The sequence below is a fragment of the Xanthomonas hortorum pv. pelargonii genome, assembly GCF_024499015.1.
Lineage (GTDB): Bacteria > Pseudomonadota > Gammaproteobacteria > Xanthomonadales > Xanthomonadaceae > Xanthomonas > Xanthomonas hortorum_B.
In genome coordinates this window covers 1989807-2005585 of sequence record NZ_CP098604.1, presented here as the reverse complement: position 1 = coordinate 2005585, position 15779 = coordinate 1989807, and the positions used below count along the sequence as shown (strand labels likewise).

The following is a 15779-nucleotide window of genomic DNA, read 5'->3' as shown; positions in this document are numbered from 1 at the left end:
ATCAAGCGTGGCGTGCCGGCATTCGAATGCCGTGGCACCGCCAGCCGTGCGCCAACTGCGATAACGATTCTCATCTACAATGGCGAGCCTACTGCTCCAGGCTGCTCGCGCGTGCTCAAGACCGTTCTGTTCCAACTGCACTGGTTGCTCGGCATCACCGCCGGGCTGGTGCTGTCGGTGATGGGGTTGACTGGCGCGTTGATGTCCTTCGAAAACGAGATCGTGCGGTTGGCCAATCCGGCCATCGCGCAATTGGCCGAGCGGCATGCGGCGGGCGAGCGGCCGATGCCGATCGACGCGTTGCTGCGCAAGCTCGATCTGGACCAGCAGCAGGCGGTCACGCGCATGCTGATCGACCCCACCGGCGCGCGTCCGTCCACCGCACGTCTGGCCGGCAAAGGTGGCGGGCGGGTGTATTTCGATCCCTATACCGGCGAAAAGGTCGCCGCTCCGCGGTTGAGCGGTGCGTTTGCATTTATCGAAGATCTGCATCGTCATCTGACTGCCGGCAAGCGCGGTCAGGCAGTGACCGGTGCAAGTACCTTGATCCTGCTGTTCTTCTGCGCATCGGGCCTGTATCTGCGTTGGCCGCGACGTTGGTGGAGTCTGCGCACCTGGTGGGCGGTGGAATGGCGGCGGCAGGGGCGCAGTTTTCTGTGGAGCCTGCACGCGGTGTTCGGCACCTGGTGTCTGTTGGTGTATCTGCTGGTTGCGCTGACCGGGCTGACCTGGACCTACACCTGGTATCGCGATGGCATGGTGGCCTTGCTCGGCACCGAGCCGGCGATGCGCGGCGACGGGCGCGATCATCGGCCGGCGACGGTGGATTTCGTAGCCGTGCAGCGCACTCTGGATTCCGTCCCGGCCACGCGTACGTCTGCGCTGGATCTGCGTATTCCCCCTCGCGCCGGGCAACCGCTGAGCGCGCGGTTCCTGCCCGACAATCCCGACCACGATCGTGCTTACGACAATCTGGAAATCGATCCGGCCAGCGGCACGCTGTTGAAACGCCAGGACTACGCATTGCTGCCGTACGGGCAGCAGTTGCTGGTCAGCATGTTTCCGCTGCATTCGGGCAGTTTCTTCGGGCTGCCGGGCCGCATCGTGGTGATGTTGGCCAGCGTTGGCATGTCGGTGTTCTTCGTCACCGGCTGGATGCTGTACCTGGATCGCCGCCGCAAGAAGCGCGAACTGCGCGCCGCGCGCGTTGTATTGCACAGCGCACCGGCAGCCTCGCAGGCCGAGCCGTGGTTGATCGGATTCGCCAGTCAGAGCGGATTCGCCGAGCGCCTTGCCTGGCAGGCGGCCGGGCATTTGCAGGCCGCCGGTCTGCCGGTCCAGGTGCGCTCGCTGGCGCAGCTGGACGCGCAGCACCTGCAAGGCACCCGGCATGCGCTATTCGTGGTCAGTACTTTCGGCGACGGCGAGCCGCCGGATGCCGCGCGCGGCTTCGAGCGTGAGTTGCTGCGTCAGCGGCTGGCGTTGCCGCAGCTGGCGTATGCAGTGCTTGCGCTGGGCGACCGGCAATACGCGCAGTTTTGCGGGTTTTCGCGACGTATCGAGCAGTGGTTGAACACGCAGGGCGCGCAGCCGTTGTTCCCCGCCGTGGAAATGGACAACGCCGATCCGCAGGCCCTGGCGCAGTGGCATGCGCAGTTGGGGCAGATCGCCGGCGCGCCGGTTGCCGTAATCCCGCTGGCGCGGCCGACCTTGATGCACTGGACACTGTCATCGCGCACTCACCTCAACCCGGGCAGCGAAGGCGCGCCGATCTGGCGCATCGATCTGCATCCACCGGCCGATGCGCACTGGCAGGCTGGCGACATCCTCGAAGTGCAGCCCGCGCACGCCGACGTGCAGGTGCGCGCCTGTCTGGCTGCGTGGGGGTTGCAGCTCGACGCGTTGGTGCACGTCGACGCGCAGCTACTGCCGCTGCATCAGGCCGCCGCCGAGCGCGTGTTGCCGGAAGCGCCAGCAACGCCGCCGGCCTCCACGCCCGATCCACAAATATGGCTGGATGCCTGCGCCTGGCTACCCACCCGCGATTACTCGCTGGCCAGCGTGCCGGCCGATGGCACCGCAACTGCCGTCGTGCGCCTGACCACCTGCGCCGATGGCAGTCCCGGTCTGGGCTCGGGTTGGCTGATCTGCCATGCGCCTGTGGGCTTGCCAGTGCATGCGCGTCTGCGCACCAATCCCGGTTTCCATCGTGTCGAACACGCGCCGATGGTGTTGATCGGTAACGGCACCGGCATCGCCGGCTTGCGCAGCTTGTTGCGTGAAGCCGAACTGGCCGGGGTGCACGGACATTGGTTGCTGTTCGGCGAACGTCATGCTGCGCACGACCGGCTGTTTGCCGACGAACTGCAGGCCTGGCAGCGCAGTGGTCATCTGCAGCAACTGGATTGGGTGTTCTCGCGCGACCAGGCGCACAAGCGCTATGTGCAGCATCATCTGCGCGAAGCCGGCGATGCACTACGCCACTGGATCGATCGCGGCGCAGTGATGTACGTCTGCGGCAGCCTGGACAGCATGGCGCGCGAAGTCGATGCCGCGCTGCGCGAGATCCTGGGTGAGACGCGATTGGAGTCGTTGACCGCAGCGGGGCGTTATCGGCGCGATGTGTATTGAGCGTGGTCATGACTATTGCATCGAAGCCTTGGAGGGGCCGACAACACATCAAAAGCCTGGATGGTCGAGGGCGCGATGCCCTCACCGCTCGCGGGACACGCCGCAAGTACGTCCGTGTAGGCTCGGTGGCGGCATCCATGCCGCCACACGGTCCCGCAATCGGTGAGGACACCGCACCAGAGAGTTGGTCGGTAGTTTGATGAAGGCCTACCTGTTGATCGCGTTGCGTTTTGCGTTGCGAAGTTAATCGGCCGCAGCGTTATCCAAACAACACACCATGCCTTGCTTGCAACCATGCGTACCGACTATCTCGACTGGTCCTTGCCTGCCCACCGTCGCGGGACCTTACGCGGCATGGATGCCGCGTAAGGTCCTACACGGACGTACTTGCGGCGTGTCCCGCGACGGTGGGCGGGCAAGGACCCTGCAGCCAAGTCGAAGATCATTGGCTCTACAAATGATCGATCTGCATTGTCTAAACACTCCTTACTTGCGGTGTGCCCAGCGATGCCAGGCCGGCAAGGACACTGCCGCAAATCCGTAGCAAAGCCGCAGCTCAGCCACCCTGCAACGGACCGGCGTGACGTAAGTTTTGTCAGCCGCTCTCAGTCTGACTTCGCGCATCCATGCACCCTCAACGGCAACTCGCATCCCCATCCACCACCGGCGCCTTCATCCGGTAGATATCCAGTTGCCCGGCACGCGGTGCACGCGCGCTGCCGGTTAACAGCAACTCGCCCGGCTTGGCCACATCCACCACCGCCCCGAAGGTGCGTTCCTGCGGACCGTTGAACGACAGCGGCAACGCCTGGCCCGCGCCGTAATGCCCGTTCTTGCACGTCGCCAGCATTAACTGGCTGGGCCCATCTGTCTGCCCGCGCGCCCACACCAGCCCGCGCCCATCGCCGAGCCAGGCCGCATCCAGCTCATCGGCAGCGCTGTTGATGTCGCTCAACGGCACCGGTGCAACGAAGGCCTGCCCGTCCCAACGTGCCACGAACACGTCCATGCCACCGGCGCCGCCGTGCCCATCGCTGGCGAAAAGCAGGCGCGTGCCGTCCAGCGACAGCGTCGGGGAACGCTCGTTGCCCCGGCTGTTGACCGCCGCGCCCAGCGATTGCACTGCACCGATCCCGCCCTGCGCATCCACCGGCGCGCGATACAGATCCGCGCCACCGGCACCGCCGGGCCGGGTGGAGGCGAACAGCAGCCAGCGGCCATCGGCACTGAACAATGGCGAGGTCTCGTCCTGCGCGGTGTTGATCGGCAGCGGCTGCGCGCTCTGCCAACGCCCGCCGCTCAGTTGGGCCTGCCACAGATCCCAGCCGCCGGCACCCCCGGCGCGGTCGCTGGCCCAGACGATGCGCTGGCCGTCCGGGCTCAACGTGGCACGTGCTTCGTTGGCCGGCGTGGAGACCACGCCCATGCCTTCGATGCCGAACTCGGCAAGCCCCGACGCAGCCGGGACGAAGAGTAAACTTGCCGCCAGCGCGAGCAGCGTCCATCGGTATTGCATGCGGTGTTCCTGCCTAAAGTCGCGCACAGTCTAGTCAACCAGAGAACGTTTCATGCCCGTATCCCGTTATGCCGTGTTCGGTCACCCCGTCGCCCATTCGCTGTCGCCGGCCATCCACGCCGACTTCGGGAAGCAGACCGGCATCGCGCTGGACTACACCGCCATCGACGCGCCGCCGGAGGAGTTCACCGCCGCGCTGGAGCGCTTCGCCGAGGCAGGCGGCAAGGGCGCCAACGTCACGCTGCCGCTGAAAGAGGCCGCCTGTGCGTTGTCGGCCAGCCTGAGCGACCGCGCGCGGCTGGCTGGCGCGGTCAACACGCTGGTGCGCAACGACGGCCAGTGGCAGGGCGACAACACCGACGGCGCCGGCCTGGTGCGCGATCTCACCGACCGCCACGGGCTGGATCTGCGCGGTCGTCGCGTGTTGCTGCTGGGCGCCGGTGGCGCCGCACGCGGCGTGGCGCCGGCATTGCTGGAAGCGGGCATCACCGAAATGGTGGTGGTCAATCGCTCGCCCGAGCGCGCCGATGCGCTGTGCGATGCGCTGGGCGAACCGGCGCGGGTGATGTCGCGCTATATCGAAGACCTGCGCGATCTGGGCGACTTCGAGCTGATCGTCAATGCCACGGCCGCCGGGCGCGATCGCGACGCTGGTGCGTTCTCGCTGCCGTTGGGGCTGGTCAACAGCCTCACCGCAGCGGTCGATCTCAACTATGGCGAAACCGCCATCGCCTTCCTGGCCTGGGCACGTGCGGCGCAATGCCGCTACGCCATCGACGGCCTGGGCATGCTGGTCGAGCAGGCTGCCGAAAGCTTCGCGCTGTGGCACGGCGTGCGCCCGGACACAAACCCGGTCTACGCCGCGCTGCGCGCACGCGCTGCCGTCCTGATCAGCGCCGATTGAGGTGGGCAGCGTGACCGCCACCGATATCCTGCTGACCCTGGTCACCAGCCTGCTGTCGCGCGTGCCGCTGTTGATCGCCTTGCTGTTGGGGCTGGTGCTGCTGTGGCGTGCCCAACGCGGATCGCTGCGGCGCGCCGGGCTGGCCGCGCTGTGGGTGCTGCTGGGCTGTTTGCTGGCCGAAGTCGCCTTTCAGGCCATTCCGATGCTGTTGCTGCAACAAGGCAATGTGCGCCAGATCAGCATGGTGGTCGGTGTCGCACATTTCGTGCTGATGGCCGTGCAGGCCGTGGGCATCGGCGTGCTGGTGTGGACGCTGGCGCTCAGCCTGCAACGCTCACCGCCCGCAGCCAGCGAGCGGCCATGATTCCGATCAAGGCCCTGGGGCTGACCGTGGTCGGCCTGGTCAGCAGTGGCCAAGGCATGTGGACGCTGCTGTATCCAGACAACCTGGCGGCGGTCAACCGGGGCGGCAGCTTGTACGAACGTTTCGGGCCGACCGGTGTGGGCGCCGGCATGCTGGTCATGGGCCTGGCGATGGTGGTGATCGGCGTGGTGTGGGCGCGCTACGCCTGGCCGCGACGTACCTAGAGTGGCGAACAAAACTGCGCAGTAGTTTTGATGGACACTCTTAGGTAAAGACAACCGCGTTCAGTTGTTCCGCACGCCGGTCGCAGCCGCTGCGCCGGTCCGTGCGAAAATAGCGCGATGAGTGAAGTCGCCCCACCGGCCGCGCCGTCGGCGCCCGTCCCTCCCCAGCGCAGCCTGACCGATCCGGTCAAGGCCAGCATCCGCGAGGCTTACGCCAAGCTGCAGGCCAACACGCCCGGCTTCGCCACGCGGCGGGCGCAGAGTCAGATGATCGGCCTGGTCTCGCGCGCACTTGCCACTTCCGGCGGCATCGGCATTGCCGAGGCACCCACCGGCGTCGGCAAGAGCCTGGGCTATCTCACTGCCGGCGTGCCGATCGCCCTGGCCACCAAGAAAAAGCTGGTGATCAGCACCGGCACCGTGGCGCTGCAATCGCAGCTGGTGGAGCGCGACATCCCGGCCTTCCTCAAGGCCACCGGGCTGGAAGCGACCGTGGCACTGGCCAAGGGCCGCACGCGCTATCTGTGCACCCGGAATGCGGCTGAACTCGAAGGCGACACCAGCCAGAACGCCATGTTCGAAGACGAGCAGGCGCTCTACGACCGCCCGCTCAGTCCCGTCGATGCCGACCTGGCCAAACGTCTGGCCAAGGCCTACGCCGCGCGCACCTGGAACGGCGACCTGGATGACGCGCCCGAACAGGTCTCGGTACCGCTGCGCATGCGCATCACCACGCCGGCCTCCGGTTGTGCGGGCCGCCGTTGCAGCTACGCCGCGCAGTGCCCGGTGCTCAAGGCGCGCACCGACGTGCGCGAAGCGCAGATCGTGGTCACCAACCATGCCTTGCTGCTGTCTTCGCTGTCGCTGGGCGATGCCGAAAACGGCCAGCCGTTGATCGCCCCGCCCGCCGATATGCTGCTGGTGCTCGACGAAGGCCATCACATCGCCGGCGTGGCAATCGACCAGGGCGCGGCCAATCTGCCATTGGACGAAATGGCCAGGCGCACCGGCCGGTTGCAGATTCTCATCGCCGCCGCATACCGCGCGGTGGACAAGGACAAGATCGGCAACCTGCTGCCCAACGAAGCGATCGAGGTCGCCGCGCGCGTTTCCAAATTGCTCAAGGCCTTCCACACCGAAGTCGAACACGTGTGGAAGCCCGAACCCGGCGAGCGCGACCCGTTGTGGCGCGCGGCCAACGGCAAGTTGCCGCCGCAGTGGGGCCCGGCGATCGAAGAACTCGGCGAAGAAACCCGCGCGCTGTTCAATTGGGTGCATGCCGCACACAGTGCGATCGCCAAGGGAAAGCAGGACGATTCCGCACGCGAACGCCTGCAGCGCAGTCTCGGTATGGCCTTGGAAATGGCCGAGCAGCAACACAATCTGTGGAGCGGTTGGCGACGCGAAGACAAGGAAGGCCAGCCGCCGATGGCGCGTTGGATCACCTTGTCGCGCGATGGCGATCTGATCTGCCATTGCTCGCCGGTGTCGGCCGCGCAGGTGCTGCGCACGATGATCTGGAACGAAGTGGATTCGGTGGTGATGACCTCGGCCACGCTCACCGGCGGCGGCGATTTTCAATCCTTCGCCATCGACAACGGCTTGCCCGATCACGCCGAAATGGCGTCGCTGGCCTCGCCGTTCGATCTGCCCAACCAGGCCGAACTGATCGTGCCCAATTTCCCGGTTACCCCCGACGATCGCGAAGGCCACCCGAAGGAAGTCGCGCGTTATCTGGTGCGCGAACTCGATTGGACCGCCAAGGGCAGCATCGTGCTGTTCACCTCGCGCTGGAAGATGGAAAAGGTCGCCGACCTGATGCCGCTGGCGCAGCGCAACCGCGTGTTGGTGCAGGGCGAGGGCAACAAGTCGCAACTGATCACCGAACACATGCGCCGCATTGCCGCCGGCGAGGGCTCGGTGCTGTTCGGTTTGAACTCGTTCGGCGAAGGCCTGGATCTGCCCGGCGATGCCTGCACCACGGTGGTCATCACCCAGGTGCCGTTCGCGGTGCCGACCGACCCGCAGACCTCCACCCTGAGCGAATGGCTGGAAAGCCGCGGCCACAACGCCTTCAACCTGATCGCCATCCCGCACGCGCTACGCACACTCACGCAGTTCGCCGGCCGCTTGATCCGCAGTTCCAACGACCACGGCCGCGTGATCATTCTCGATTCGCGCCTGCTCACGCGTCGCTACGGAAAACGCATCATCGACGCACTGCCGCCGTTCAAGCGGGTGATTGGTTGAGTGGCTGATCGAACCTTGCGACGCAGCATTGCTTGAAGCGTCATGCGCGCTTGCGTGACGCAATACGAAGTTCGTCAGTTCACGCATCAGATTGGCAATGCCGTTATCTGCAACCTGGTGCCCGCATATTTGGCGATGCATATCACGCTACACAGTCATCATCATGTTCGCCTATCGCTGCGATCATAACTAACGACTTCTCACACTTCGGCCTGCTGGCCATGATTCAGTTCCTTCAAACGAGCTGACGCCATGCGCCCTGGATCCCTCATGGTGCTAGCCCTGCTAGCCCCCACACTGATCGCCCCGCCGGTCTTCGCCCAATCCGTTCTGACCCGCGACAATGGCGCCAAGGTCGGTGACAACCAGAATTCCCAGACGGCCGGCCCAACCGGCCCGGTCTTGCTGCAGGACGTGCAGCTGATCCAGAAGCTGCAGCGCTTCGATCGCGAGCGCATCCCGGAGCGTGTGGTGCATGCCCGCGGCACGGGCGTCAAAGGCGAGTTCACCGCCACCGTCGATCTGTCCAGCCTGACCAAGGCCAAGGTGTTCAGCGCCGGCGAAAAGACCCCGGTGTTCGTGCGCTTCTCCTCGGTGGTGCACGGCAACCATTCGCCGGAAACGTTGCGCGACCCTCATGGTTTCGCCACCAAGTTCTATACCAGCGAAGGCAACTGGGATCTGGTCGGCAACAACTTCCCCACCTTCTTCATTCGCGATGCGATCAAGTTCCCCGACATGGTCCACGCGTTCAAGCCGGACCCGCGCACCAACCTGGATGACGATTCGCGTCGTTTCGATTTCTTCTCGCACGTGCCCGAAAGCACGCGCACGCTGACGCTGCTTTATTCCAACGAAGGCACGCCCGCCGGCTATCGCTTCATGGATGGCAACGGCGTGCACGCCTACAAGCTGGTCAATGCCCAAGGCGAAGTGCATTACGTCAAGTTCCATTGGAAGACGCTGCAAGGCATCAAGAACCTCGATCCCAAGCAGGTCGCTGCCGTCCAGTCCAAGGACTACAGCCACCTGACCAACGATCTGGTCGGTGCGATCAAGAAGGGCGACTTCCCGAAGTGGGACCTGTACGTGCAGGTGCTCAAGCCGGAAGACCTGGCCAAGCTCGATTTCGATCCGCTGGATGCCACCAAGATCTGGCCGGATGTGCCAGAGCAGAAGGTCGGCCAGATGGTCTTGAACAAGAACGTGGACAACTTCTTCCAGGAAACCGAGCAGGTGGCGATGGCGCCGGCCAACCTTGTGCCGGGTATCGAGCCGTCGGAAGACCGTCTGCTGCAGGGCCGTATCTTCTCCTACGCCGACACGCAGCTGTATCGCATCGGTACCAACGGCCTGAGCCTGCCGGTCAACCGCCCGCGTGTGGCCGTCAATAACGGCAACCAGGACGGCGAAGCCAACACCGGGCACACCACCAGCGGCGTGAACTACGAGCCGAGCCGCCTGGAGCCGCGTCCGCAGGACACCGCTGCGCGTTACAGCGAGCTGCCGCTGTCGGGCACCACCCAGCAGGCCAAGATCACCCGCGAGCAGAACTTCAAGCAGGCTGGCGAGTTGTATCGGTCCTACAACAAGAAGGATCGTGCCGACCTGGTGCAGAGTTTTGGCGAGTCGCTGGCCACCACCGACACCGAGAGCAAGCATCTGATGCTGTCGTTCCTGTACAAGGCCGACCCCGAGTACGGCACCGGCGTGACCCGCGTTGCCAAGGGTGACCTGGCCCGCGTCAAGCAGCTGGCCTCCAGCCTGCAGGACTGATCCACCAGACGGCATCGCGGCCTATGCCGCGGTGCCGTTCTCGTTTTCGGGAGAGCCACATGCGCACCCTGCTATTTCTGATGCTCGGCACCTTGTCTGCAGTTGCCAGCGCTGCTTCACCCGCGTCTGTCACTGCCAGTACCACGAATGCGACCACCAACCCTGCGCAGATCAAGCTGCAGTTGCGCGAGTATTTTTTCGATGCGGCACGCGAAGGTCGGCAGGACATGCTCGCCGAGTTCATCCGCTCGCATTACGACCTCAACACTCGCGACGAGAAGGGCTACACCGCCTTGATCCTGGCCGCCTATCACGGCCAGCGCCCGGCGGTGGAGCAGTTGCTCAATGCCGGCGCCGACCCCTGTGCGCAGGACAAACGCGGCAACACTGCGCTGATGGGCGCCATCTTCAAGGGTGAGCTGGGCATCGCCAAGCGGCTGATGCAGGCTGATTGCGCCCCGGACCAGCGCAACAATGCCGGCCAGACTGCGGCCATGTACGCGGCACTATTTCAACGCACCGATGTCCTCAAGGATCTGGCTGCCAAAGGCGCAGACCTCAGCCTCAAGGACGGGCAGGGCAACGATGTGACCAAGCTGCAACGCGGCGAGTTCGCCACCGCGCCGGCGCGCTGAGCGCGCCTTTCCTGTTGCCGGTCAGGTTCTCCTGACGAAGACACCTGGCCCGATGATGCACGTCAGCTCCGGCGACGGGCTCTACCGCCAGGGTGCATCGAATAGCACTGCCTCCAGTAGCGAAGGTTGATGGCCTGGACGATGCTCAGTCGTGATGCCTGTCGCACCGTGCTTGCACTCGCGGCAACCGATTCGCTAAAGCCGGTAACTGCCCGCTAGGTGTCGTTGCCATGGCTTATGCAGGCAGGCCATTGTCTGGGTAGCGAACTCCTCCAATCCCGCCTTTCCATCGGCAACCATGCGCGTCCTCCGCCATGGCTGGCCCAGACCCAGGCCCCAGTCAGCACCTAGACGTGCCGTGACAAGCGCGGTGAGCGGCAACCTGCTGGCTGGCCCCGCGCGGTCGTCCCACATCTGTCACGTCGGTCGCCTGCACCCGGCCATGACCCGGATGTTCGGCTAAAGATCCGCGCATCAATCGCAGCTGCCGAAGCCGCCCTTTGGCGGCACCATCCGCCCCGTGTCGCCCCGCCGGTTTTCTGCCGCGCGTGCGTTGGAACTCTGGCGGAGGTGGTGATTTTTCTGCCAGTACGTCAGGAGTTTTCTGACGCTGAAACCTTTGTGCGCCAAGGCTTTGACATAAATCTGAGCGCGCGCTGACTTGCTTGAAATTCATTGGAAAAAACCGCAGAAAACAGTTCAAGAAAGCGCGGGCAACGCCGATGCTGAAGCTATCCCACCTTGGAACCCCCGGACCATGAAGCTCGATCCTTCCATCCCATTCCTGATGTCCCTGCTCGCCATGGTGCTGTGCACCGCCACCGCCGTCGTGGCGCTGGTGTTTGGCCAGGTGCATGTCCTCGCTACCTCGTGGAGCTTCTACACCGTGCTGGGCACCGCCCTGATCACGCTCGTCGCCTCCTACCACGCACTCGGCAAGCCGCTGACTGCCGAAGAGCGCGTTGGTTTCCGCAACCCGTAAGTGTTGCTCGCGTCCAGGCAAAGCGCGCAATCGCGCTGACGCCAGCAGTTGACGCAAGAGATCCCGCTTGTAAGCAATGATGCAGCTCGTTCGCTCGACAGGTGCGGGCGCCGCCAGGGACAGCAGCATCCTGCTCGGCTACCGCTACACCCACGGCCAGACTCAGCCGGCCAAACTGGCCCACGCCACCGCTGAGACGGCGCGATGCCGGCAAATAGCGATGCCGCTCGACAGCGCTAGGATTTGGCGAGCTAGAACAAAAACAGCGCTAGCGCGATGTCGTTCTCCGCTCCGACGGCAGATGTGGCCGTGATGCTGGGTGCCGAAGCGCGCATCCAGTGCAATTCATAGCACCCGCATCTTGTTCTAGCACCCGCATCTTGTTCAAATTTCGCCTGTCGATACGCTGTCGATCGCATGACGCTGCGAACAGCTGATCCTTCAGCAAGATCTGACAGCCAAGAACTTCGGCATGGCACATGCGCTGCGGCAGATTCATCGGTGCCCGTGTAAGCTGTTGATCCTGCTCTGCATTCCGATGGCCGCTGACTGCGGCCACCTTGTCGATGACCGCTCCCGCCGATCGCTACACCGCCTCCTTGCGTCTGTCCGTCGCCCCGATGATGGACTGGACCGACCGCCATTGCCGGGTCTTCCATCGCCTGCTGGCGCCCTCCGCGCGGCTGTATACCGAGATGGTGCACGCCAACGCGGTGATCCATGGAGATCGCACGCGGCTGATCGGCTTCGATCCGGTCGAACATCCGCTGGCGCTGCAACTGGGCGGCAGTGAACCGGCCCTGCTCGCGCAGGCTGCAGCGATCGCGCAGGAGTGGGGCTATGACGAGATCAACCTCAATTGCGGCTGCCCCTCCGATCGCGTGCAGGCCGGGCGTTTTGGCGCCTGCCTGATGCGCGAGCCGGCGCTGGTGGCCGAGTGCGTTGCCGCCATGTGCGCAGCAACCACGCTGCCGGTCACGATCAAGTGTCGCCTGGGCGTGGACGACGATGACGACTATCTGGTGTTCGCCAGTTTTGTCGATCAAGTCGTCGCGGCCGGCGCTGCCATGGTGGTGGTGCATGCGCGCAACGCCTGGCTCAAGGGCTTGTCGCCCAAGGAAAACCGCGAGGTGCCGCCGCTGCGCTACGACTGGGCCTATCGCCTCAAGCAGGAGCGCCCCCAACTGCCGGTGGTTATCAACGGTGGCATCGCTGCGGTGGACACCGCGCTGGAACACCTGCAACACACCGACGGCGTCATGCTCGGCCGTGCGGCCTACCACGACCCTTACGTGCTGCACTGCCTGGACGCGGCACTGAATCAGCGCCCGGAACAATCGCGCGAGGCATTGCTACGCGCGCTGCAGCCCTATGTAGAGTCCCAGCTGGAGCAAGGGCTCGCGCTGAAGCACATCACCCGACATGTCCTGGGACTCTTCCATGGGCAGCCCGGCGGACGCGCATTCCGCCAGGTGCTGAGCGAGGGCGCACACCGCCCCGGCGCCGGATGGGACCTGGTCGAGCAGGCATTGCAGCGCACCGATACGCATGCCTGGCGCGTTGTTGCCTGAGAGTGGTCCGGCACTTGCATAGCCTGAACCAGCTCTTGAACGGCCGCATTTGTTAGCTCACAGCGCGGCAGCCACGACCGCGAGAGCGAGCGCAGGCAAGGCTTTTGGCCTTAAATGGCGTTCATTTCACTGAACCGCGTTAACACGAAGCTAAAAAGTTCAGATCGGATTCACCCCCCAAAATCAAGAATTTGGGTCTATTCTCGGGCTCGACCACGCTGTGACGCATGGCCGGTTTCACGAATTTTGAATGTTCCTGAACAACCCGCTAGGATTCGTTTGTGACCCAGCCGTTCTGCCGCGCTAGCCATATTGCTCTGGTTGCCCTTTGGGTCGCCACGGCAGCGCCGTCGGCATGGTGTCAGGGATATCCGATGGGGCATTCGGGCCGTGAGGCGTTGCCGCCCTCAGCCCGCGGCAACGGGCGCACGCTGTCGGACACCATTCGGCAGGTGCAGCGGTCCACCGGTGGACAGATCCTCAGCGCCGAACGTGTGCCGTTCGACGGTGGCAATCTCAATCGGGTCAAGTACATGTTGGACGGGCGCGTGCACACCGTGTACGAATCGGAACAGATGCAGCCCCCGCCGCCGCGTCGCCCGGCGCCGCCAGATGCGCCACCACGCGACGATAACCAGTAAACGTAGATAGTTCTGCGTTCAGTCTCATAAATTCCCCGGCACCCGCCGACAACGTAACTAGGGAGAGTGCATGCGTATCCTTTTGGTCGAAGACGAAGCTCCGCTGCGCGAGACACTTGCCGCGCGCCTGAAGCGTGAAGGCTTTGCTGTCGACGCTGCACAAGATGGCGAAGAAGGTCTGTACATGGGCCGCGAAGTGCCGTTCGACGTCGGCATCATCGACCTTGGCCTGCCCAAGATGTCGGGCATGGAGCTGATCAAGGCGTTGCGCGATGAGGGCAAGAAATTCCCGGTGCTGATCCTGACCGCGCGTTCGAGCTGGCAGGATAAGGTCGAAGGCCTCAAGCAGGGCGCCGACGATTACCTGGTCAAGCCGTTCCATGTCGAAGAGCTGCTGGCGCGCGTCAATGCATTGCTGCGGCGCGCGGCAGGCTGGAGCAAGCCGACCCTGGAGTGCGGCCCGGTCGCTTTGGATCTGGCAGCGCAGACGGTGAGCGTCAACGGCGCAAATGTCGATCTGACCAGCTACGAGTACAAGGTGCTCGAGTACCTGATGATGCATGCCGGCGAACTGGTCTCCAAGGCCGATTTGACCGAACACATCTATCAGCAGGATTTCGATCGCGATTCGAACGTGCTGGAAGTGTTTATCGGCCGCCTGCGCAAGAAGCTCGATCCCGACGGTGAGCTCAAGCCGATCGAGACCGTGCGTGGTCGTGGCTACCGCTTCGCCATCCCGCGTACCGAAGGCTGAGTCCGCGCGTCGGCAAACAGGAAGATAGGGTGTCGGTGCGCTCCAAGTGGTACAAACGCTGGCGGCCGCGCTCCCTGCAGGCCCGCCAGCTCTTGGCTGCCAGCCTCAGTCTGGTGGCCTTCCTGGCGCTGGCAGGCTACGCGCTGGATGTGGCGTTTGCCGACACTGCCGAAAAGAATCTGCGCGAGCGGCTGAAGAACTACGCCTCGGCGTATGCCGCCAATATCGATTTCGTCCGCGATGGCTCGCTGTACATCGGCGGCCAACCGCCGGATCCGCGTTTCGACGTGCCCGGCGGCGGTCTGTATGTCGAAGTCGTGCGCCCGGATGAGAGCTGGACGTCGATGTCGGCCGAGGGCCCCAACATTCCGCACGGGCGCATGCTTGAGCCGCGCCAGGAAGAGTTCATCGGCCCGCTGGAGATGACCCAGATCGACGGCAGTCTGGGCGAGCTGTACCGCTATGGCCTGGGCGTGAGCTATGTCGAACGCGAACACGGCGGCGAGATTCCGTACACCATCTATGTGATGGAAGACGCGCGCTCGATGGGCGCGCAATTGCGCGTGTTCCGTGGCGCGGTATGGTTCTATCTCGGTAGTGCCGGCGTTGTGCTGTTGGTGCTGCAGGCCTTCATTCTGCAGTGGAGCCTGCGACCGCTGCGGCGGGTCATCAACGAGTTGACCAAGGTGCAGCGCGGGGAAATTCAGCGCATGAGCGAGCAGCATCCGCGCGAACTCGAGCCGCTGACCGAAAGCATCAACGCCTTTATCGAAAGCGAGCGCGACAACCTGGATCGTCAGCGCAATACGCTTGCCGATCTGGCACACAGCCTCAAGACGCCGATTGCCGTGTTGCGCACCCAACTGGACAGCGGTCAGTCCGAGCGCGATCTGCACGAGGAAATGGACGTGCAGCTGCGGCGCATGAACGACTTGGTGTCTTACCAACTCGCCCGTGCGGCTTCCAGCGGGCACAAGCTGTTTGCCGCGCCGTTGCCGATCGAGTCGACCGCCGAAGAAATCGTGCGCGGGCTGGAGAAGGTGTATTCGATCAAAGGCGTGCTGTGCGAATTCGATATTTCGCCCGAAGCGCGTTTTCATGGTGAGCCGGGCGATCTGCAGGAGCTGCTTGGCAATCTGCTGGAAAACGGCTTCAAGTGGGCGCGCAGCCGCGTGCTGTTGACTGCGCAGCCAGGTCCCACCACCGGGAGCCGCCGCGCCGGATTGATCCTGTCGGTGGAAGACGATGGCCCCGGCATCGCGCCGGAAGATGTGGCCAAGATTCTGCAACGTGGCGTGCGCGGCGACGAACGCGTGCAAGGCCACGGCATCGGCATGTCGATCGTGCAGGACCTGATCAAGGCCTATCGCGGTGAATTGCAGGTGGTGCGCTCGCAGGAACTGGGCGGCGCCCGCTTCGATGTGACCTTGCCGCCGGGACTGTGACCGGCATGCGCTGCGGGATGAACCCGTGGCCAATGTCGCGCCACGCTCCGACAACCGTTTAACGCCTCACGTGTTGGCTTGACCAT

At 64.2% G+C, this 15779-nt stretch carries 13 protein-coding genes; 12 read left to right on the top strand and 1 reads right to left on the bottom strand.

The genetic code is table 11. The features are described 5' to 3' along the window. The first annotated feature begins 111 nt into the window (after positions 1-111). On the top strand, positions 112-2631 hold the full coding sequence (locus tag NDY25_RS08950; RefSeq protein ID WP_251755221.1) for a PepSY domain-containing protein: 2520 nt from the start codon (positions 112-114) through the stop codon (positions 2629-2631). A gap of 634 nt (positions 2632-3265) precedes the next feature. Here NDY25_RS08950 and NDY25_RS08945 read toward each other — a convergent pair. Next, positions 3266-4147 carry a TolB family protein gene (locus NDY25_RS08945; protein ID WP_168959822.1) on the bottom strand — a complete coding sequence of 294 codons (882 nt, stop codon included), beginning with the start codon at positions 4145-4147 and terminating at the stop codon, positions 3266-3268. A 52-nt stretch (positions 4148-4199) separates the two neighbouring features. Here NDY25_RS08945 and aroE point away from each other — a divergent pair, with 52 nt between their 5' ends. From aroE to NDY25_RS08890, 11 genes are all read left to right on the top strand, one after another. Next, positions 4200-5051 (top strand): shikimate dehydrogenase, encoded by an 852-nt coding sequence (gene aroE / locus NDY25_RS08940; protein WP_168959821.1) that lies wholly within the window; start codon positions 4200-4202, stop codon positions 5049-5051. Between the two features lies 1 nt (position 5052). Next, complete coding sequence (locus NDY25_RS08935) at positions 5053-5415, top strand: hypothetical protein (RefSeq protein WP_043889531.1); 363 nt, start codon at positions 5053-5055, stop codon at positions 5413-5415. Further along, positions 5412-5639 (top strand): hypothetical protein, encoded by a 228-nt coding sequence (locus NDY25_RS08930; RefSeq protein WP_023905565.1) that lies wholly within the window; start codon positions 5412-5414, stop codon positions 5637-5639. The genes NDY25_RS08935 and NDY25_RS08930 overlap by 4 nt, the downstream gene beginning before the upstream one ends. Positions 5640-5756: 117 nt before the next feature. Continuing rightward, positions 5757-7889, top strand: coding sequence for an ATP-dependent DNA helicase DinG (gene dinG, locus NDY25_RS08925; RefSeq protein ID WP_006452103.1), 2133 nt, complete (start codon positions 5757-5759; stop codon positions 7887-7889). 270 nt (positions 7890-8159) lie between these two features. After that, positions 8160-9665, top strand: a complete 1506-nt coding sequence (gene katB / locus NDY25_RS08920; protein WP_180336610.1) for a catalase KatB — start codon at positions 8160-8162, stop codon at positions 9663-9665. Between the two features lie 59 nt (positions 9666-9724). Then, positions 9725-10300 carry an ankyrin repeat domain-containing protein gene (locus NDY25_RS08915; RefSeq protein WP_168959819.1) on the top strand — a complete coding sequence of 192 codons (576 nt, stop codon included), beginning with the start codon at positions 9725-9727 and terminating at the stop codon, positions 10298-10300. Positions 10301-11057: 757 nt separating this feature from the next. Continuing rightward, positions 11058-11282 carry a hypothetical protein gene (locus NDY25_RS08910; protein ID WP_006452100.1) on the top strand — a complete coding sequence of 75 codons (225 nt, stop codon included), beginning with the start codon at positions 11058-11060 and terminating at the stop codon, positions 11280-11282. Between the two features lie 566 nt (positions 11283-11848). Continuing rightward, entirely contained in the window at positions 11849-12853 is a 1005-nt protein-coding gene (dusA, locus tag NDY25_RS08905; protein ID WP_251754916.1) for a tRNA dihydrouridine(20/20a) synthase DusA, read from the top strand. A 374-nt stretch (positions 12854-13227) separates the two neighbouring features. Further along, complete coding sequence (locus NDY25_RS08900) at positions 13228-13494, top strand: hypothetical protein (RefSeq protein ID WP_006452098.1); 267 nt, start codon at positions 13228-13230, stop codon at positions 13492-13494. Between the two features lie 70 nt (positions 13495-13564). Continuing rightward, entirely contained in the window at positions 13565-14248 is a 684-nt protein-coding gene (locus tag NDY25_RS08895; RefSeq protein ID WP_002808458.1) for a response regulator transcription factor, read from the top strand. 74 nt (positions 14249-14322) lie between these two features. After that, positions 14323-15693 carry an ATP-binding protein gene (locus tag NDY25_RS08890; protein ID WP_180336611.1) on the top strand — a complete coding sequence of 457 codons (1371 nt, stop codon included), beginning with the start codon at positions 14323-14325 and terminating at the stop codon, positions 15691-15693. Positions 15694-15779 lie beyond the last annotated feature (86 nt).